Here is an 18,127-nt window from a genome sequence, read left to right on the forward strand (position 1 = left end):
GTGCGGCTACAGGTACGCGTACGCATCCCTCCACGCGACGGTCATGTACGCAGTGCCGGTGGAGTCCGTGCCACGCAGCACGAAGTCCTGCCGGCCGATGGGGAGCCGCATGTCTTCGAGTCGCGGCGTGCCGCGGTAGAGGAGCCCCGCCACCGACGCGTTGCCGTTACGCAGCACCGTCCGTGCCCACGGCCGGGTGTCGATGGCGACACGCTCCCCGGGGCCCAGGGTGAGGTTGAGGGACGCCTTCCAGCGGCCGACGACTTCGCACACGGGCTGGGTGATCGGACCGTAGAAGGTGATGACGGGCCATGTCGCCTTGGTGCCGCCCACGGTGACGTCCCCGGCGACCTTGCCGCTGCTCTCGCCGGTCATCGTCAGCGGTGTCGTCAGCGGGCCGACGAGCCCGCGGTGCGGCGGGGGCTGGATGTCGACGCGGGCGCTTTGCTCGACGTCGTCGTACGCGGTGTCGTCCTGGCACGCGAAGGTGCACACGACGGGCGTGTAGCCCTGTCTGGTGAGCTTTGACTCGGCGGGCGCCCACTTCCGGGGGCGGCCGTAGAACCGGCGGGCCCGGCCGCCCTGCGTGGTCGACAGCACTGCCGGGGTCGCGAAGCGCAGGCGCAGAGCCTCGGCATCCCACACCTGTCCCATTAGAGACAGCCGGTCCAGGTTCGCGCCGTGGCGGCCCTGCTGGGTGGACGAGTCGTCGACGGCGTCAACGCCGACCTCGAAGGTGATGGTGGAGGCGGCCTTGAAGTCTTGCCCGAACCGGATGCCGTCCGCGCGCGGCAACGGGGTGTCGCCCGTGTCGGTGTCGCCGTACGCGATTTCGTGTGCCTCCAGCAGGTAGTAGCCCGACCGGAGGGTGCCGAACGTGAACGAGGCGCCGGGGTGCACCCCGTTGGCGCTGTACGTCAACTTCCACTCGCCTTCAGCCAGCGACATGGGCACCTCCTCGGCGTATGCGGCGCAGCTCGAACATCGCGTCGGTCAGTGCCTCTCCTGGGCTCATAGGGCGGCCGGTCATCGTGAGGTTGAGGTCCCCGCCAACGAGTGACGAGCTGACGGCCTGCGACGTGGAGGCACGGGGCGCAGCCGCGCGGATGCCCCGGTTGAGGGCCACAGCACCGTTGGCGTACGGCGTGGCTCCGCGGGCGTCGTCTGGGTAGACGACGGTCCCACCGAAGTAGCGGGCAACTGTGTCGAGGATCGCCGCGGACCGTGCGCGCTTCGACGGCGCCAGGGGGATGTATGCCTCGCCGGGATAGGTCTCCGGCTCCGCCCACAGCCGCATTTCGCCAGCCTTCGCGATCTGTGCGATGTGCCGCTCGCTGCCGTTGGCGAAGGCTTTGATCCTGCCAGCCATGCTCCGGATGCCGCCCTCGGCGTAGCGGACGATGCCGCCCTCTGCGTGCTCGGAGACGGACGACTTGCCCTTGGTGCTGTACTGGATCGTGACGTGGACGGTCTTGCCGGTGAGGCCGTTGATCTTTCGCTGGATTGCCTGGACTTGAGAGGTCGCCGACCCTGTAGGCGCGGTGATCTCGACCTTCTTGCCCTTGAGCTGCTTGACCTTGAAGCCAAGATCCTTGATCATCCCCTGCGCCGTTTGTGTCGGCGCTTCCATCTTCAGTTTCTTGCCCGGCGGCAGGCCGGCGACCTTGTTCCGGATCGCCGTCAGGTCGCCGGTCGCCTTCTTGATGATGGCGTTGACCGTGACGTTCTTCCGATTCGGCGCGTTCGCGATGTCCCGCGCGAGGGCGCCGATGTCGACGCGTGCACCCTTCGTCGGCGCGGTGATCCGCACGTTCTTCCCGCCCGGTAGGCCCGTCACCTTGAACCCGAGAAGCTCCAGCTGCTTCCTCGCGTCGCCCGTCGGCGCCTTGACGGTGATCGACTTGCCCGCGCCGAGGCTGTCGAGCTTGCCGCGCAGCCCCAGGACCTGGGCGGTGGACTCCGGGATGCCCTTGGTCGTCATCAGCGTGGTCACGGTCTCGGGGATGAAGCCCATCTGATCGGCGAGCGCCTTCGCCTGCGCCTTGGGGATGCCCATATCCGTCGCGAGCTGGATGGCCTTCGCACGAGCCCGCTCCATCGCGCCCTGCCCCTTGTCCATCGCTTCGGACATGGGCATCAGGCCCTGCTCCGCCGCCTCCTGCGCCTTGGTGGCGACACCCAGCATCGAGTCGCGCAGCTCCGTGAGCTGACCGTTCAGGGTCTGACCGTTGCGAGAGGCGGTGTTGACCAGGCCATCGCTGTCGACGAGGGCCTTGCCCCAGCCTTCAGCCCTGTCGATGTTGCCCTTCATCGTCTCGTCGATCTGGAGCAAGACGCTGTTGAGCTGGGCTGTCGCATCGTGGAATGACTGGGAGTTGCCGTTGAGGGCATCGAGGGCGCGCCGTAGGTTGTCGACCCGCTCGTCCGCGCTCTTGGTCTTGTCGCTGAAGCCCTGCACCGCAGACTGCAGGCGGTCGTACGCCGACGTGCCGGTGCTGGCGGTGCCGTTGACGGCCTCGTTGAGTTCCTTCGCCTTGGTCTTCGACTTGTCCAGCTCGCCGCTCATGCCCTTCAGGGCGTCGGCGGCTGCCTCGTACTTCTCGCCCTGAGGCGTCATCTTCAGGACTTCGGCCTTGGGCCCCATCGAGACGTAGCGCTCGGTCTCCTTCGCGAGGGTCCGGAGCTTCTTCTCCAGTCCGTCGACGGAGCCGCCTTGGTCGAGGTAGGCGTCCGTGACCTGCTTGAGGCTGACGTCGGCGCTGCGGAGCGTGTCGACCAGCTTGCCCTTGCCGTCCGACAGTTTGACGTCTTGGAGGTACTGGGCAGCCTGCGCCCTGACGTTCGCGTCGATCTGCCCGTTCGAGTCCGCGAGGGCCTGCGCCAGCGAGCTGATGCGCTCCTCGTGCGCGGCCGCCGCACGCGCCGCGGCTTCCTGTTTGGCGGCGAGGAGCCCGAGCCCGATCGTCACACCGGCCATCGCGATGCCGAGCGGACCGCCAAGGGCCGACACCATGCCGCCCAAGGCACGTGAGGCCACCCGGTTCGCGGCCCCGATCCCGCGCAACGTGCCGGAGAGGCGGCCGCCCTCGGTAGCAGCGCCTCGATAGGCGAAGCCCATGCGCTGCCATACGGTGGCCTGCGGGCCGATCACTCCGGGCGAGAGCGTTCCGCGCATCACGGTGCCCAGCGACGTTGCGGACCGGCCGGCAGCGGCCATCGACGTGCCGAAGCCGCGCAGCATGGTCGACACCGCGGTGACGACCTTCAGGGCGAGCATCGTGCCGAGCAGCGTGGCCAACACGGTGTTCGCGCCGGGGACCACGCTCATCAGCGAGTTGAAGACGTGAAGCAGCCCGTTGAAGGCCATCAGGAGGACACCGAGCCCGCTTCCTGCGGCCGATAGGTTCCCGATCGCGGTGGCCAGGTTGGAGACCAAGCTGATGAGCGCGGGACCTATGGTGTGCCCGATGCTGTCGAAGAAAGAGCCGAGCGCCGGCATCAGTTGGGTCCGGATCTGCCGAACCAGATCGGTGACGCCGTTGTCCTTCGCGGCCCGGCCCAGACCGCGAAAGAAGTCCCCCACCAGGCGGTTCAACTCGTGGAAAGTCGGCCCGGCGTCGGAGAAGAACTGCTTCATCGACGTCTGACCCTTGACCGAGTTCGCCCACCGCTTGAAGCGGGTCATGGTGCCCTCGAACCCGTCGAGCAGCGCGTTCCCGGAGTCCTGCGCGGCCTTGCCTACGCCACCCAGGCCCTTGACAAGGTCCCAGCTGGAGCGGCCGAGCTGCGCGGCCTTGTCCCCGGCGTGGTCGAGGAACTTGGCCAGGGAGCCGGTCTCGCGTCCTGCCTGGGCGGAGGCCCGCGTCCACTGCGTGAACCTCTCAACGCCACTGCTGACGCGCTCGACGAAAGGGCCGGAGGCCACCAGGTAGTCGAGGCTCGCCCGGCCCAAGTTCGCGACCCCATTGGTCATGTGGCCGATGGCAGTGCTGTTGGTGGACGCGATCTTCTTGAAGTCGGAGCGGAATGGGCCGGTCTGCATGAACTGCGCGCCGCGCTTGGCCAGGGAGCCCATCTGGCCAGCGGTGTCGCCGAGGGAGTCCTTCAGCAGCGGTAGCACCGAGGATGAGAGCGGCTTGATCTCGTCCGCGACCTGCGAAAAGAAGCGTTCCTGCACGCTCTCTCGCATCTTGCGCCACGCGCCGCTCAGACTGGCGACCGTCGTGACGGACTTCCGAGCAGAGGCGCCCAGCCCGTTGAGGGACTGTGCCAGGGCCTCTTGCTGGACCTTGGTCTGCTTGGCGCCGGAGGCGGCTTGCTGCTGGGCCTTGAGGGTCTGCTTCAACGCCTCGCCGAACCCGGAGAAAGCGATCTTCGTGCCGATCGCGGCGGTGCCGGCCGCGACGATCAGGCCGGGTATCGCTCCGAGGACGCCGACAGCTGGAGCGGCCGCTGAGACGAGTGCGGTCAGTCCAGCGCCGTACTGGGTGAGCGCGGCGACAGCGGGCTGGGCGAGGGAAAGCAGTGAGCCGATGCCGAGCATCCGCATTTGCCCGCGACCGCGCGGCATCCGCATCCGCACCGGCACGTTGACCGGAGTGCGGTCGGCTTCGCCCTGCGCGCCCCGGATCAGATCACGCACGCCCGACAGCAGGCCGCCGCTACGGCTGTGGCTGTCCGAGTCGCTGTCGGGCCGCACGGGAACGCGGACGTCCGTACCGGCGATGCGCTGGGCGATGTTGTCCAGCTCGGTGCGGAGCCGCCGGTCGTCGACCTTGATTTTGACCTTGGCGCTGACCCCCTTCGACGCCTCTTTGACGGCGGTTTCGAGCTTCTTGCGCAGACCCTTGGAGTCGATCTTGACCTTGACCTTGACGGCCAGGCCCTCGGCGGCCGTCTCGACCTTCGTGCGCAGTTCACGCGCGAATCCGGCAAGGTCGGCGACCACCGGCACGTCAAGGCGGCCAGCCTGAAGGCCCTCAGCCACTGCGGACCATTCCTCTCTGCATCGCGGCCGCGAGCATCTGCCGGTGCCCCGTCAATGTCGGGACGGGGGGCTGCTTTTGCGGCTGCGTGCCGGGCCGCTGGGCAGTGGCGTCGGCGGGGTTGTACGGGCGAGGGATGGACGTCGGTTCTTCACGTCGCCGGTCGGCGGCCAGGATGCTGACCTCTTCGATCAGTTGAGCCAGGAGCTCCGTCTCTTTGGTCCACCCGGCTATCTGGGCGGACTGAACACGGGACTCCTCGGGGAGGCCGTCGATCAGGACGATCAGACGCCTCAGTCCGATGAAGCCGGGCTCTCCTGGCTGCCGCCAGATTCCTCGGGCGTCGAGCCCGTGGTGGAATCGGCTGAGGTCGGATTCGACGTCTCCCCATCGCTCTCGGAGGAGGCGCCCAGTCCGAAGAGTTTTCCCAGGTCAACCCCATAGACCTTGATCAGACCCATGGTGAGGCGGACGTACGCGGGGAGGGAGGGGCCCAGCACCTCGAACCGCTCGTACTCGTCCTTGCCGAGGAGGATGCGGTGCACCTCGTAGATCGCGTCGACGAACTGTCGCGGCAGGTGGGGACGCTTGAAGATCAGGTCGATGACGACGGACGCCGTCGGGTTCTCGCTGGCCTCGATGACGTCGCGGAGCAGGCCGACGAGATCCAACTTCTCAGAGAGCAGCGGGTCGAGCGCCTTTGCGGGCAGCTCGGCCGGGTAGAGAAACTGCTCCTCGCGGTACTTCACCGGAATGCCGTGGGGGTACTGGACCTCCCGACGTTCGGCGGCGTCGAGGTCGATGACGAAGGACATGAAGGGCGGGCCTCTCGTGTGTGCGGGCTGAGTCGCAAGTGCGGCAGCGCGCGGACACTGGCAAGCCCGTGGGCCTTGCGTCGCGCGCTGCCGCGAGAGGTCAGCCGCCGGACGGCGGGGTGACGACGGGCGGGGCGAAGCTCGGGTCGTCGGTGATGACGTACCAGGCATCGGAGTCGTCGCCGCCCTGCACAGCCAGGCGCAGGGGCAGCACTGCTTCCTTCGTCTTGGCGAGTTCGGTGTTCACGCCCTCCATCTGCATGGAACGCGGGACCATGTAGCGGTAGTGCTTGCCGCCGTCCACCACCTCGATGCACGCGGCGATCTCGGTGCGGCCGCCGATGCGCGGAGGCGTGAACTTGTAGTGCTTCTTGGAATCCTGAGCGGTGACTTCGACGATGTCGCCACCGCCGTACACGGCCTGGAAGTTCGGGCCCGACCACTGCTGCAGATCGACCTCGATCGTCGAGGCATCCTGCGTCTGGAACGTGCGGGTGGGGTACGAGGACTGAGCGCTGCGGACCTGTTCGAAGTTGGGCTCGTTGTTGAACTTGAGCGAATCCTCGGTCGTGAGACCGACGGGGCGCCAGCCGTCGGGCATCACTGCGGTGGCGTCGGCCGGCGCATTCGTGCCGACCGCTGCCAGCCACACGCGGGTGAGCGAGGGAATGACGATCTGGTTGTTGTTGGCGGTCTCGCCTGCCATGACGGGCTTCTCCCTGGGGGTCCGGTGATCGGGCCCCGGAACCTTGGGGAGAGCAAGGTGTTAACGTCGCGCGCTGCATCGGAGCACAGTGGGCCTTGCAAAGACTTCGAATGCCGGAATGGGTGGAACTGGAGGCCGAAACCGTGGTTGTTGCGGAAGGATCACCAGACATGGACTCTGCAGTGATAGCCGCGATTATCACCACCCCCACCGCTCTATTCGCTGCGGGGGCTGCCTACACTGCAGGGCGTGCACAGGCGCGTGGAGCTCACCGCGGCCCAGTCGATGTCATCCGCCGGCAGCACCAACGCGACGCGTACGCAAGCCTTCGCGCTGCTGCGCACACCTTCGCAATGGCCGTGGCGCCGGGGGCGCAGCCGTTCGAGAGCCGCACTGTCGGCCAGGACAGGGCAGGAACTGTGCGGCTTCTGACGAGAGACGATGCCGATGCCGAGCGCAATCAATGGAGCGATGAACAGCGGCAACGTGCTGCGGATGCCCGTGCCAGCGTAGATACCGAAGTCGTTCTGAATGCGGTCGCTGTCGTGCAGCTCGAAGGGCCTGATCACATCGCTGCTCTGGCTGCCGAGATAGAAGAGCACGCCAGATACCTGCAGCTGGCCCTATATGCAGTCGCCAGTCGATTGCACGGTGGGAGCGTAGACATACGACTGCCGGACGGGTCGCAGGCCACTCCTCAAGGGGAGCATCAGTCCTTGGTGCTCGCTACACAGCGCTTCACCACGGGCGCGCGTGCTTGGCTGAACGGCCACTAATCGTTAACGAGGACATGATTCCTGTGGAGCTACCTACGGATGCAGGGTAACCAGCAGACCGAGGAGCCAGCGGGGCTGTCCGTCGACGAGCGGGGACCACAGGAGCGTGCCGGAGGGGCGGACGCCGCTGATTACGGGCTGGCCCGACGTGTGGGGGGCGTCGGGTAGCTCGGTGGCCGCGGCCGCGCACAGGAGGATCATCCGCCGCAGCTCGGCTTGTCCCGGCCAGCCGCCGGGGTCGCCGTACATCTCCAGCGTCACCTCGGGCTCGGTTGCCCACGTCAGAGTGCGCAGGCCTCCGCCGGGCCCGTGGGTGACGCGCAGGTGAGGCCACGGGGCTTCGGAAATCCCGGACACGCGGCCGGGCCCGCCCAGGGCCTCGGCCACGCGCGGGTGCTGCTGGAGCCACGCGAGGACCGAGGAGACTGGATCGGCGTCGGCGAGCTCGAATGTTGATGTCATCAGGTGCGGGCGACGTAGCCCTGGAGCCGCAGGCGTCGTGCGTAGTCGGCGGTCACACGGACCTGGGCGCCTGGCAGGTAGTCGGTGCCTTCAATCCGGAGATGGTTGGACAGCGTGATCGTCTCCATCGGGACGCGCACGGCGGCGGAGTTGGTGGGGGTGGTCTTTGCCACGGTGTCCCGGGTCTCCGGTTCCGTGGTCTTGGAGAGGTTCTTCGTAGTCATGGCGCGCACTGTGTGTGGCGGGCACGGTTTGCGTCGCGTAGTCGCTTGAGGGTGATTACGCGACACCCCTCAAGGGTGGGGAAGCGGCCGCCACTAAACGCTTTCAGCGGCTGGGGAGATGTAGGGGTATGGATTCGGAGAACGATCCGCGCTCCGGCGCGGCAGTGGAGCAGGCCGTGGCACTGGACGCCGTGCTGGCACAGCTCGATTTCTGCGTGCATGCCGGTCAAAATGCCGGCACGGGGCGCGAGGCGGGCTTGGCCGACCTGTTCGTCTGGATGGCCGATGCGTCCGGTGAGAGCAGGGGAGTCCCGGCCCAACTGCAGGTCAGCGACGCGCGGCTACGACCGCTGTGGCGCGGGCCATGAAGTGCTTTCCGTCGGCCATCAGGTTGCCGGGGTAGACGGTGCCCACTTCGGCTTCGACGACCATCGGGCCTCGGGCGGTGACGGTCACGGTGACCTTCTTGCCGGTGATGATTGGTATGCCGGTGCTGATGTTCCGGGCGATACCTTCGGGGTCGATTGCCGTGGTGCAGCGGCAGTTTTTCAAGTTCGCGACAGCGCGGGACGACTGGTCGCGGGGCTGGAGCATGTACGTGTTCGGGCCGACACCGCGGTGCTTGCGGTCCCAGTCCATGCTGTTGATCGTGAAGCGCAAGTTGCCCGGCACTACCTGGCCCTGTGCCTGAGCGTGGGTGGGGCGGACCTTGTCGTCCGCCACCGTGACCCACCGCTTCGTGGGTGGGGCCAGCCGCTTGGCCTCGACCTCGACCTGGTGGGCGACGCGCTGGACGTGCGGGGCGATCATCCGCACCAGCATCGCCTCCAGCCCGGGGTTCGGCGTGAACTTCGCCAACTCAGGGCACCTCCGGCGGATTACGAGTGGCAGTGGCCTGCACGTAGTCGACGGCCGGGCAACCGGGCACGCGGTGATCGCGTGCTGTGGTGACGGTCCACGTCATGCCGGTCTCGTCGCCCACCACGTCGCCGGGTTCCACGGGCCAAGCCGCCAGGTCCAGACGCAAGGACCAAATGCCGTCCGGCTGCTCCAGCGCGGAGCCGGGCCAGGTGCCCCGCGACTCGGGCCGCCGGCTCGGATCCGGGGGCACCGGGACGCCGTTCGCGTCTCGGGCCCACGGGTGACCGAGTGGGTACAGCGTCAGCCGCCGATTAGGGAGGACGACCGCCACGGTTTCCCCTTCCTGTCAGCGCCAGCGCCGCAGGCGACCGGACGAGTACGGCCACGGAGCACGCGGCGGCCGCGACAGCGGCTGGAACACGAGCCGACGCAGCCTATTGAGGCTGTTAATCGTGGGCAGGGCGCCTGCCTGCCCCGTGGTGGGCGCGGATTCGTACGAGATGGACTGCCCCTCTGCGCTCACCGAGGACACCCGGCGGCCCGGACCCCTCTGATCGGGGCGTTGCCGGACCGACTCGGCGGCATGCGCGACGACGTACCGCACCACCGTTTCCTCCTGGGCACCGTTCAGACCGACGAGGAGATCCACGTCATACGTGCCGTCCGGGTTGGCTCGGTAGGTGATCACTTCGGCAATGTCGTCGAGGAGTGCCGGCCATGCGTCGATGTCGTCGAGCGCATCCGTCCAGTAGGGCGTGACGGCGCGCAGCGTCGTCGCGGTCGGGACCAGGGGCCGGTTGAGGTACGCGGCGACGTCGGCCTGTGCGTTGCGGATCTCCTCCTCATACGCGCCGCGCTGGGCGGAGGAGAGCGGGAGCGGGACCCCGAGGGCGTCGGCGACCGCTTCAGGGGAGCCGACCAGTCCCTGGCTCGTGGGGAGGTCGAGGCGCACGGATGTGTCCGTGACGGGCTGCGCGGCCGCGTTGGGGGTGAAGGTGACTGCACCCCAGTAGCGGCCTGGTGCGACGACGGGGACATCGAAGCGGTACACCCCGGCGCGAAGGCGGGCGGCGGGTGCGGTCGAGGCGACCACTGGCCCGTCGCGCTCGGGCGTGGCGTACAGGTCGAGGCGTGTCACCTCACCGCCGGCCGAGGCCGGGTCGTAGTGTGCCCCGGCCCACACGGGCTTGTGGTCGTAGACCGACACCCGTCGTCTCCCTACTTGTTGCTGCCGGTGCGCGCGGCCTGCGCGGAGAGGCGTTCGCGGATGCGGGCGGCGATGGCCTCGGAGACCACAGCCCCCTTGGGCTGGAGGAGCCGGGTGACGGGGTTGCGGTGCGGCCCGAGGAAGGTGCGCTCGACGAGGCGGACGGTGCACTGGAGGGTCGACCCGAATGGGGTGAGCGGCACGAACACAGCGTCGACCTCCGCGGGGGGCTGGCCGGTGGCGTCGTCGAGGATGACGTCAGACAGGTTCTCGTCGTCCGGGATGACCTCGGTCGGCGTGACGTAAGGGCTCGGCGCCGGGGGCTCGGGGGCCTCGTCGACGTGCGGCGGTTCCAGCGGCGCAGCATCCGGTGTGGCGGGCGCCGAGTTGGCGTCGGGCGTGTCGGCCTCGGTGCCGGTCGCCTCGGCCGGGGTTTCTTCGGTGGTCGCCTTCGCGCCTGTCTTGCGGGTGCGGGCAGTGGTGGCCATGTGTGGCTCCTCAAGCGGTGTCGGTCCGATCGCGCGCACCCTGCCCCAAGGGGTTGGCTTGTGTCGCGCTGTCCGGTCGCGGCTCACGACGGGGCTCGTTTCACGCGGGCTCCCGCCGTGCCGCCAGTCACCCTTCGGCAGGGGCCTCGTAGGTGAAGCCGTTGGCATTGGAGACGGTGCCGCTGTCGTCGGCGAGCTCGATGGCCACGGCCCCTTCGCCGGGTGGCGTCTTCACGGTCAACTCGGTGGAAGAGCGCAAATGCAGCTCGATGCCAGCGGCGCCACCGAACGTGACTGCGCTGATTCCGTCGAGGCTGGCGCCCTTGATCGTGACGGTGGTGCCGCCCGCCGACGGGCCCTTGGCGGGGCTGATGCTGGTGATGGCCGCCGCGGCGAACAGGCGATCGACGGCGGAGCGCAGGACGATCGTCCCGGCCGGGTAGAGCATGAAGCGCTTGGAGCCTTCGGGCTGCCCGTCGCCACGCCCATACGGTTCGGAGACATAGACGTCTTCGGCGACCCGCACGGGCGGATCGTCGAGCGCGGCCGCGGGAAACGCTGCCTTCGTGATGCGGGTGCCGTCCTGGCGATACAGACCCATGGTGTCCTTCCTCCGGATGTGGTTTCGGAGGAGGATGCGCGGCGACGTCGGCTTGGGTCGCGCCCTGCCCGATGTGGCAGGGCCGATCTTGGCCGGTTAGAGCAGACGCATATGATCCCAACCGTCCCGCCCCACGCTGAGCACGAGAAGCCCGGCGGACGAAACCTCACCAGACCGGGCTGTGTACCAGTCCGAGCCGTTGTCGAGGGTCGGCGCCTGGATGTGCAACCGCCCGTTCCCGAGCTGCTGAGCGCGGAAATGGTGGAAATGGCCCGTGATCAAGATGGCGGCGTCCGCGATGGCCTGACGGCCGAAGCTCTGTGACTTCCACCAGTCTCCGGCCTTGTCCGGGCGGGGGTACTGGTGGCCGTGCGCGAGGCCCACGGTGGTGCCGGCGACATCTAGGCTCACTGCCTCCCGCCACCGCTCCGGCAGGACAAAGGAGACGTGGCCATAGGCGTCGGTGTTATGGGCGTACGCATCTGCGATCTGCGACATGACCTCGATGCCCCAGTCATCGCTTGGCGGGCCGACGGCTTCGCGGCCGCGGCGGACCCGGCCGTGGTTGGAGCCGCACGTTGCCGCGACCACGCGACTGAACCCTCCGGCGAGGCGGTCCAGGCCCTCGAAGGTGATCCGGCGGTGGACGCGGATCATCTCGGTCATGGTCAGGTCGTTGGTGTGCGGCTGCTGCCCGGTGTTCTCGTAGTTCTCGACACAGTCCCCTGCATCCATCCAGTAGGCCGCCGTGGGCCCTTGGCCGATGGCCTTCAAGTCCCGAATGTGGTCATCGAGCCGGTCGAATCGCTCCGCAACTCTTGCGACCAGCTCCGGGGTACCGCCGTCCCGGCCCACCTTGCCGGCCTGGGCGTCGGCGTACACGACGACGAGGGCGCGCTCCGCCGTGTCGGTGGCCGTGCGGGGCTTGCGGCGGCGGCGCATCGCGTCGCGGACCAGGGCGTCAACATCGCCCGCTGACAGCCACGCGGGTGCCGCGGGTTCGACGGCGTAGCGGCAGCGCCAGACCGGCCGGGTAACCGCGTCTTCGCCCTGGGCGTCACGGTGCCAGGCCGCCGGGTCGTGCCGGGCCTCGACGAGGCGGACCCTCCAGCCGTCGGGGATGGCGAGTCCGAGTTCTTCGACGCGGGCGCGCCAGTCGGCTTCGCTATTCGGCGGTTGCTCGGCCGCCGGGGCGGTGACGACCATCGTCCCGCCCGGCTCGTAGCGGACTCCGGCCTCCCAACCGCGTGGAGCGGGGGCCGGCGAGCGCAGGACCTCGCTCGCCTCCGACTGCTCTGCCGGAGTGGGCTGGAGCAGAGCCTCCAGATCGTTAGTCAAGGTCATCGCGCGCACCGGCATCCGTTGGCATCACCGCGGCGGCGGTGGCGGGCCACGGTGTAGGAGGTGACCGCCCGGCCGTGCTGGCTGAGAACTTCAGCGATGGCGGTGGAGGAGACCGTGCGAGTGTCGAGAATGCGGTGCAGCGTTGCCGCAGTCTCCTCGTCGACCGACGCCAGCACGGACCCGACGCTGCACGGAGGACCCTTCCGCGCGGCTGGGGCTTGGGTCAGCGCATCCAAGTCGGCGGCAAGTCCGACGAGTTCCTTGTTCGTCACCGGCGTTCCTCTGTGTCAGGTCTTGCAGAAGAGTGCGGAGGGAAGCGCCACCCGCGCCGGGCGGCGCCTCCCTTCAGCTGGGTCAGCCTGCGGGCTGGGTCCAGGTGCCGATCACGAAGGACTCGGGGCGCGGGACCTCCAGGGCCACCCGCTCGTCCGCGCGGAACGTGATCAGGCCCTTTTCGAAGTTGTCCGAGTTCTCCGAGGACACGGTGACGCTCACGGACTCCCTGTCGTGGAGCTGGGCGCCCAACCCGAAGGCGCCGATGAGGAAGTTGTCATCTGCCATCGCCGTCGTCTCGACGACGTCCAGGCGCCAGACACGCTTGGTCGCACCGACGGCGATCTGGAGCGCGACGCGGAAGGCACCGGTCTTGTCCTCCTCGACCTCGACGTGCTCCCACATGGTCGGACTCAACACGATTCCGGTCGGGTCGTATTCGGCGAGCAGCGCCTTGGTGATGCTGCGGCGGATCTGGACGCTGTACTGGTCGGTGTTGATCCCCGTGTACTGCTGGACGCCGGGGGTGTTGAAGATGCCGGTCAGGGACTGGCCGTCGCCGACGCTGTGCAAGAGATCCCAGTCCTCCTGGTACTTCACGCCCTCGATCATCCGAGAGTTCACGAAGGTCTTCAGGCGCGGCTCGTCGCTGAGGATGTTCTTGTGGGCGTCGAGCAGGTGGGCGATCTCGCTGACCGGGTACATCACCGGGACGAGCGAGAGCTTCGAGCGGGGCGCCCGGCCCCAGGTGTCGGTGTCCGCTCCGGTGGCAGGGCTGGTGCCGTCGGCGCCGTAACGTTCCTTCACTTGCTTGGCGTTGTTCGTCCAGCCGGTCTCGCGGGCGCCGTACAGCACGGCCTGCTTGGTGCTGCTCTTGGGGAACAGATCACGGATGTGGAACTTGCGGTACTCGCGCTCGGCGATTCCGAGGTTCTGCGCGGAGCCGAGGGTCTGGTGCGTGACGCTACCGGCGGACAGGCTGAAGATGCTCTTGCCCTCCATCTCAGCGCGCACGTACGGGCGGTCACGGAATCCTGCCTGGGCCGCCTGCTTGTACGCCTCGCTCTCGACGAATAGGTCACCGAGGCTCTTGCCCTCCACGGCGCCTGGTGACCGCTGCCCGTAGTGCTGGCCCGCGGCGGGCACGGAGTCGGGTGCGGCAAGGTACTGCTTGACCTGGCCCATGCCTTCGGCGTCGGCGATGAGCTGCTTGAGCTCCATTGCGTCGGCGGACACCTTCTTGAAGGCGGCGGCCTGCTCGGTGCTGACGACGAATCCGCCGTTGTCCTCCACCTTGAACGTCTGGCTGATTCGCTCGGCTTCGGCGGACTTCTCGGCGAGCTGGGTCTTGAGGCTGTTGATCAGGCTCTTGTTCTCAGCCATTGCGGGGTGCTCTCTCCTGATGCTGGGTGCGGTTGACGTGCGTCGCTCGCCCGGCCAGCACCGGGACGACCCGACAACGCGGGGCATTTGAGAGAGCGGGGGTGGTTAACGTCGCGTGCTGCCGTTCCCCACACCTCAAGGGAAGGCAGCACGCGGGCTCTGACCTGCTGTTTTGTTGTGATGGGTGGGGAGGCGCCCCGGGAGTCGCGTGGGCGGGCCCATCGATCTGGGGGTGGGCTGAGTCGCGGTCGTTACCCCTGGATCGCAGCGAGTTGGGCCTTCACCTCGTCGGCGTCGAGCCGGACGGTGTCCTCGTCCTGCTCGCTCTCGTCCTCGTCGTCGGGGACCACGGGAGCGGCGGGTGCGTCGCCGTGCGGTTCGTCGTACGGGTCGTCGTCCCACAGGTCGATGGCGCCGCTACCCGCCATTGGGGACGGCGCGGTCGTGGGCTCCTCGCTGTCGTCGTCGATGTCGAGGCCCTTGGCGGAGAGCGCGGCAAGGAGTTCACCGACGGTTGTACGGACGGGTTCAAGCTGTTCGGTGTCGTCGGCCGCCTGAATGCGGGCGGTGGCGTCAGCGAGGGCACGCATGGTCGGGCGGACGACACGGCTCTGTGTGGTCTCGTTGCTGTCGGCTTCGCGTGCCGGCCCTTGGTCGGGGATCACCACAGTGGTCAGTTCGACGGGCTGCGGGGTGCCAAGGGATATCTCGGGGCTCGCACCGTCGTAGGGCACGGCGTAATGGACGGGACTGGCGCCGTCTTGATGGACGGAGACGATGACGCGGTCGGGGTAGGTCGCCTCGACGCAAGTCCAGGATCCTTCGTCGGTGGCGAGGAGTTGGCGGGTGGCGGCGGCTACGCGGTCTCGAATCTCCTCGTACGACGCGGGCAATGGCTGGATCGGCGACACGGTGGCTCCTGGGAGGATGCGGGACTTGGCTTCGAGGACAGCGGCGCGGGCGCTCTTGTGCTCGGCGGCGTGTGTGGCGGGGTAGATGCCGGTGGCATCGCGGTGTCGCAGGTTGCAGTAGCCCTTCGCCTTGTCGGCGCTCATGTGGCGTCCGGCGATGGACACGCACCGGTCGAAGTCCCCGGCGGTGCCCCAGGAGATCTGGGCGCCGCCCTCGCCGTGCACGTACCAGTGGCGAAGCTGCTCGGCGTCGCCTCGGTTCTTGTCGATACCGCCTGCGGCCTTGGCTTCGAGCACAACGGCACGGGCGGTCTTCGCTTCGACGCTCGCCCGCATCCCAAGATCGTTCTGCGCGGGTCCGGTCTCCGGCGCGCTGTCGTCGATGTCGGGGGCCTGGCCGGTAAGGCGGATGGGCGTGGCGTCTGGGCCGCGCACGACGTGCACGGTGTCGAAAGTGACGGGTGTGGGCGGCACGGCCGCCGTGTCCGGCGGCAGGCCATAGCCAAGAGTGATGTGCGGAGTGAACCCGTGGTCGGTGCGCATGACTCCAGCCAGCGGCGACAGGGCCAGTGCGCTGACGATCCGTCCGCGGAGTTCGCTCAGGCCGGGCACGTCGACGGGCACGAACACCGGCTCGCCTTCGCCTGTGTCGGGGAAGCGGCCGACGCCGCCGATCTTCCCGGAGAGCGGTTCAGCGCCGTCGAGCACTGTGGCCACGAGCCCGGCGAGGTCGTCGGGGTGGCCAGGGAGTTGGTCGGCGTCGCCGAGGTAGGCCAGAGTGATGTGCAGGTCCCTCGGGGCGGTGCCGTCCGGGTGGGCGATCTTCCTGGCGGTGCCGGCAGGAACGTAGAGCGCGACCATGGCGCCACGGTCTGCCTGCTGCTCGGCGGCTTTGACGTCGATGTGGCCGCTGGACGCGGTGGCCTTGTGCTCCAGCTCGATGGACCCGGGATCGGCCTTGACCTCCAGCGAGCGGGTCATGGGATGCGCGCCATGCAGAACCGGGGAGACCTCGTACAGGTCGAGCTTGTGGATCACCCGTACGCCGTCGGAGCGCTTCGTCGCGCCGCTCGGCGGTACGCGGTAGCCGATGGAGAACTGGGCTTCGCCGTGGGTGTGCCACTGCCGCACCTGCTCGTACACGTCGCGGCCCTTCGACGTGCGCAGGTTGAACTGGATCGTCGCGACGAGCGCCCCGGCCTCGGTGGGCCAGCTCGGGATATCGGCGAACCTGGTGTCGCCCGGCTGCCATTCGGCGATCTCTAGGACGACGCCGATGGGCTCCTTCCACTCGTGGTGCCAGACCGTTTTCACGGGCCTGGTCGCCAGGGTGTGGGCGAAGGCGCCGGGAACGATCAAGTCCGCGACTTCGTCAGCGACGCCTGTGACGGCGAAGATCGCCCTGCAGATGCCCTTGCGGGGCGCAGGAGCTCGGGAAGTGGGGGCGGTCGGCACGGCGAGGAACCTCCGGCGGGTAAACAGTTGGCCGCCGGGACCGTGCCGTGCTCGTCCGTCTACTGTCCTGCGCTGATCTCTGCCTCGGGGTTCTTCGCCTCCACTGCCGTGCGCGCGGCGACCCACCCCTGAGTCCAGTACCGAGCACCGAACTGCTGCTCTTGGCTGGCGCTGTACTGGTCGTATGGACAGGCGTTGGAGGGGTCTCCCGCCGCGAACGCGGCCTTGCCCTCCTTGAGCAGCGCCAGATACGACTGGCGGTTCAGCTCCACTGGTACGGCTCCTAACTCTGCGGTGGGAACAACGGGTCTTGTCCACCGTGGTCGGTGGTCTCGGCACCGTCGCCATCTCCGTTGGCCTGGCTGTGGGTTCGGGGCATCTGTGCGTCATCGACGTCGATGGCCCATACGTCCGGGTCGGTGTAACGCCAGACCTGGCCGGTGGAATCGCGGACCCACCCGGTCAGTGTGCCGTCTGGCGCCTGATCGAGCCATGCCTCTTCGCCGTTGGCGCCCTTGTAGGCAGCAAACGCGGCGGCCGAGTCGGTCTCGTCACCCTCGTCGTACATGTCACCGGACCACGGCCGTGCATCGTCCGCGGGGACAGGCGGCGCATCCCCGGAAGACTCGCCTTCGGGTATCTCCGCGCCGTCGGTCGGCTCCTCCGCCGCAGCGTCCGGTGCCTCATCCTCGACCATCCCGGCATCCGAGTCGGGCCCGGCACCGGTTGCGGCGTCGGCCGGTACTTCCTCGGCAGGTTCGACCGCCGGGCCCGCACTCGGATCGGCCACATCCGGGGCCGCGCCGACATCGGCCCCCTCCCCGGCGGGAGTGTCCTGGTCCTGGTCTTCGTCGTCGTCCCCGAACGGCTTGCCGCCCTTGGGGAGTGCCTTGATGGCGAATCCGTATCTGGTCACGCGGCGCAGGATGGAGAACAGGACCAGTTAGCGTCCCGCGCTTCCCGCCAGGGAGCTGCCAATTGTGCGAGCCACGCCCACGGCGCCGGTGAGGAGTGCTACGACTTCCCCTGTGGACTTCACTTCCTGGCCTGCGCTGCTCGTGATCGACACGGAAGGCAACGGGACCAGCCCGCCAGACCTCGTCGAGGTCGCCGCCCTACCTATCCGCGTCGGCGCGGCCGACGAAGCGAGTGCGAAAGCGTGGCTCGTACGGCCAGAGCGACCCGTCACGCCCTTCGCAACCAGTGTCCACGGCCTGACGAATGCCGCGCTGGTCGGCGCACCTTCCTGGGCGGAGGTTGCCCCCCAGGTGCACACATTCCTTGGCGCGTCCTGGGTCTGCGCGCACAACGCGCACACCGACTACCGAGCCCTGAAGGCACACCTACCCATGTGGCAGCCGTCTGGGGTACTGGACACCTTGCGACTGGCCAGGGCCACGTTTCCGGATTTGCCCGGCTACAGCTTGGACGACCTCATCGACAACCTGAAGCCCGACCTGAGCCAGGCTCCCGCACAGCGGCACAGGGCGACCTTCGACGCCTTCGCCACGGCGCAGCTCCTCATCATCATGGCCAAGGGCTACGAGACATGGGATCAGGTCGTAACGGCAGCCGTGCCCCCCAGCCTCCCGGGAGCCCCCGAGCCGGAGCCGGGCCTCACCTTGTGGTGACCCGC

20 protein-coding genes are annotated in these 18,127 nt (G+C 68.3%); 2 read left to right on the forward strand and 18 right to left on the reverse strand.

Translation table 11 applies throughout. The features are described 5' to 3' along the window. Nucleotides 1-6: 6 nt before the first annotated feature. The 7 genes from ACGFML_RS34205 to ACGFML_RS34235 all read right to left on the reverse strand — a co-directional run bounded on the left by ACGFML_RS34205 (nucleotide 7) and on the right by ACGFML_RS34235 (nucleotide 7,968). Nucleotides 7-948: a hypothetical protein gene (locus ACGFML_RS34205; RefSeq protein ID WP_393549551.1), complete on the reverse strand. Its 942-nt coding sequence runs from the start codon at nucleotides 946-948 to the stop codon at nucleotides 7-9. Further along, on the reverse strand, nucleotides 935-4,987 hold the full coding sequence (locus tag ACGFML_RS34210; protein WP_393549552.1) for a hypothetical protein: 4,053 nt from the start codon (nucleotides 4,985-4,987) through the stop codon (nucleotides 935-937). Before ACGFML_RS34210 ends, ACGFML_RS34205 begins: the two co-directional genes overlap by 14 nt. A gap of 291 nt (nucleotides 4,988-5,278) precedes the next feature. After that, nucleotides 5,279-5,800 carry a hypothetical protein gene (locus tag ACGFML_RS34215; RefSeq protein ID WP_393549553.1) on the reverse strand — a complete coding sequence of 174 codons (522 nt, stop codon included), beginning with the start codon at nucleotides 5,798-5,800 and terminating at the stop codon, nucleotides 5,279-5,281. A 100-nt stretch (nucleotides 5,801-5,900) separates the two neighbouring features. After that, the gene (locus ACGFML_RS34220) at nucleotides 5,901-6,506 is read right to left on the reverse strand and encodes a hypothetical protein (protein WP_393549554.1); all 606 of its coding nucleotides are present in this window, start codon (nucleotides 6,504-6,506) and stop codon (nucleotides 5,901-5,903) included. Nucleotides 6,507-6,721: 215 nt separating this feature from the next. Continuing rightward, a complete protein-coding gene (locus ACGFML_RS34225; protein WP_393549555.1) occupies nucleotides 6,722-7,108 on the reverse strand; it encodes a hypothetical protein in 387 nt (128 codons plus the stop codon). 207 nt (nucleotides 7,109-7,315) lie between these two features. Further along, a complete protein-coding gene (locus ACGFML_RS34230) occupies nucleotides 7,316-7,744 on the reverse strand; it encodes a hypothetical protein (RefSeq protein WP_393549556.1) in 429 nt (142 codons plus the stop codon). Then, nucleotides 7,744-7,968 carry a hypothetical protein gene (locus tag ACGFML_RS34235; protein ID WP_393549557.1) on the reverse strand — a complete coding sequence of 75 codons (225 nt, stop codon included), beginning with the start codon at nucleotides 7,966-7,968 and terminating at the stop codon, nucleotides 7,744-7,746. Before ACGFML_RS34235 ends, ACGFML_RS34230 begins: the two co-directional genes overlap by 1 nt. Nucleotides 7,969-8,096: 128 nt before the next feature. Between ACGFML_RS34235 and ACGFML_RS34240 the strand changes: the two genes are divergently transcribed. Then, a complete protein-coding gene (locus ACGFML_RS34240; RefSeq protein WP_393549558.1) occupies nucleotides 8,097-8,336 on the forward strand; it encodes a hypothetical protein in 240 nt (79 codons plus the stop codon). On the opposite strand, the gene ACGFML_RS34245 is transcribed toward ACGFML_RS34240, so the two are convergent. The 11 genes from ACGFML_RS34245 to ACGFML_RS34295 all read right to left on the reverse strand — a co-directional run bounded on the left by ACGFML_RS34245 (nucleotide 8,296) and on the right by ACGFML_RS34295 (nucleotide 17,407). Further along, nucleotides 8,296-8,826 carry a hypothetical protein gene (locus ACGFML_RS34245; protein WP_393549559.1) on the reverse strand — a complete coding sequence of 177 codons (531 nt, stop codon included), beginning with the start codon at nucleotides 8,824-8,826 and terminating at the stop codon, nucleotides 8,296-8,298. The genes ACGFML_RS34240 and ACGFML_RS34245 overlap by 41 nt on opposite strands. Nucleotide 8,827: 1 nt before the next feature. Next, complete coding sequence (locus ACGFML_RS34250; RefSeq protein ID WP_393549560.1) at nucleotides 8,828-9,160, reverse strand: hypothetical protein; 333 nt, start codon at nucleotides 9,158-9,160, stop codon at nucleotides 8,828-8,830. Between the two features lie 15 nt (nucleotides 9,161-9,175). Beyond that, a complete protein-coding gene (locus ACGFML_RS34255) occupies nucleotides 9,176-10,036 on the reverse strand; it encodes a hypothetical protein (protein WP_393549561.1) in 861 nt (286 codons plus the stop codon). Nucleotides 10,037-10,047: 11 nt separating this feature from the next. Further along, complete coding sequence (locus tag ACGFML_RS34260) at nucleotides 10,048-10,524, reverse strand: hypothetical protein (RefSeq protein ID WP_393549562.1); 477 nt, start codon at nucleotides 10,522-10,524, stop codon at nucleotides 10,048-10,050. A 127-nt stretch (nucleotides 10,525-10,651) separates the two neighbouring features. Next, entirely contained in the window at nucleotides 10,652-11,125 is a 474-nt protein-coding gene (locus tag ACGFML_RS34265; RefSeq protein WP_393549563.1) for an IPT/TIG domain-containing protein, read from the reverse strand. A gap of 96 nt (nucleotides 11,126-11,221) precedes the next feature. Beyond that, nucleotides 11,222-12,331 carry a hypothetical protein gene (locus tag ACGFML_RS34270; protein WP_393549564.1) on the reverse strand — a complete coding sequence of 370 codons (1,110 nt, stop codon included), beginning with the start codon at nucleotides 12,329-12,331 and terminating at the stop codon, nucleotides 11,222-11,224. Between the two features lie 134 nt (nucleotides 12,332-12,465). Continuing rightward, nucleotides 12,466-12,741: a hypothetical protein gene (locus tag ACGFML_RS34275; RefSeq protein WP_393549565.1), complete on the reverse strand. Its 276-nt coding sequence runs from the start codon at nucleotides 12,739-12,741 to the stop codon at nucleotides 12,466-12,468. A gap of 82 nt (nucleotides 12,742-12,823) precedes the next feature. Continuing rightward, nucleotides 12,824-14,125, reverse strand: a complete 1,302-nt coding sequence (locus tag ACGFML_RS34280) for a phage major capsid protein (RefSeq protein ID WP_393549566.1) — start codon at nucleotides 14,123-14,125, stop codon at nucleotides 12,824-12,826. 251 nt (nucleotides 14,126-14,376) lie between these two features. Further along, nucleotides 14,377-16,395, reverse strand: coding sequence for a 2'-5' RNA ligase family protein (locus ACGFML_RS34285; protein WP_393549567.1), 2,019 nt, complete (start codon nucleotides 16,393-16,395; stop codon nucleotides 14,377-14,379). A 155-nt stretch (nucleotides 16,396-16,550) separates the two neighbouring features. Beyond that, a complete protein-coding gene (locus ACGFML_RS34290) occupies nucleotides 16,551-16,763 on the reverse strand; it encodes a hypothetical protein (protein ID WP_393549568.1) in 213 nt (70 codons plus the stop codon). Nucleotides 16,764-16,774: 11 nt separating this feature from the next. Further along, nucleotides 16,775-17,407, reverse strand: coding sequence for a hypothetical protein (locus ACGFML_RS34295; protein WP_393549569.1), 633 nt, complete (start codon nucleotides 17,405-17,407; stop codon nucleotides 16,775-16,777). Nucleotides 17,408-17,519: 112 nt separating this feature from the next. On the opposite strand from ACGFML_RS34295, the gene ACGFML_RS34300 reads away from it, so the two are divergent. After that, nucleotides 17,520-18,122, forward strand: coding sequence for a PolC-type DNA polymerase III (locus tag ACGFML_RS34300; protein ID WP_393549570.1), 603 nt, complete (start codon nucleotides 17,520-17,522; stop codon nucleotides 18,120-18,122). Nucleotides 18,123-18,127 lie beyond the last annotated feature (5 nt).

The organism is Streptomyces sp. NPDC048650 (assembly GCF_043199095.1).
Taxonomy (GTDB): domain Bacteria; phylum Actinomycetota; class Actinomycetes; order Streptomycetales; family Streptomycetaceae; genus Streptomyces.

Bases quoted from the DNA above. Each gene is read 5' to 3' on its own strand.
- ACGFML_RS34220 (WP_393549554.1), bottom strand. From the start codon at position 6,506: ATGGCAGGCGAGACCGCCAACAACAACCAGATCGTCATTCCCTCGCTC.
- ACGFML_RS34205 (WP_393549551.1), bottom strand. From the start codon at position 948: ATGTCGCTGGCTGAAGGCGAGTGGAAGTTGACGTACAGCGCCAACGGG.
- ACGFML_RS34260 (WP_393549562.1), bottom strand. From the start codon at position 10,524: ATGGCCACCACTGCCCGCACCCGCAAGACAGGCGCGAAGGCGACCACC.
- ACGFML_RS34230 (WP_393549556.1), bottom strand. From the start codon at position 7,744: ATGACATCAACATTCGAGCTCGCCGACGCCGATCCAGTCTCCTCGGTC.
- ACGFML_RS34215 (WP_393549553.1), bottom strand. From the start codon at position 5,800: ATGTCCTTCGTCATCGACCTCGACGCCGCCGAACGTCGGGAGGTCCAG.
- ACGFML_RS34280 (WP_393549566.1), bottom strand. From the start codon at position 14,125: ATGGCTGAGAACAAGAGCCTGATCAACAGCCTCAAGACCCAGCTCGCC.
- ACGFML_RS34265 (WP_393549563.1), bottom strand. From the start codon at position 11,125: ATGGGTCTGTATCGCCAGGACGGCACCCGCATCACGAAGGCAGCGTTT.
- ACGFML_RS34240 (WP_393549558.1), top strand. From the start codon at position 8,097: ATGGATTCGGAGAACGATCCGCGCTCCGGCGCGGCAGTGGAGCAGGCC.
- ACGFML_RS34270 (WP_393549564.1), bottom strand. From the start codon at position 12,331: ATGGTCGTCACCGCCCCGGCGGCCGAGCAACCGCCGAATAGCGAAGCC.
- ACGFML_RS34235 (WP_393549557.1), bottom strand. From the start codon at position 7,968: ATGACTACGAAGAACCTCTCCAAGACCACGGAACCGGAGACCCGGGAC.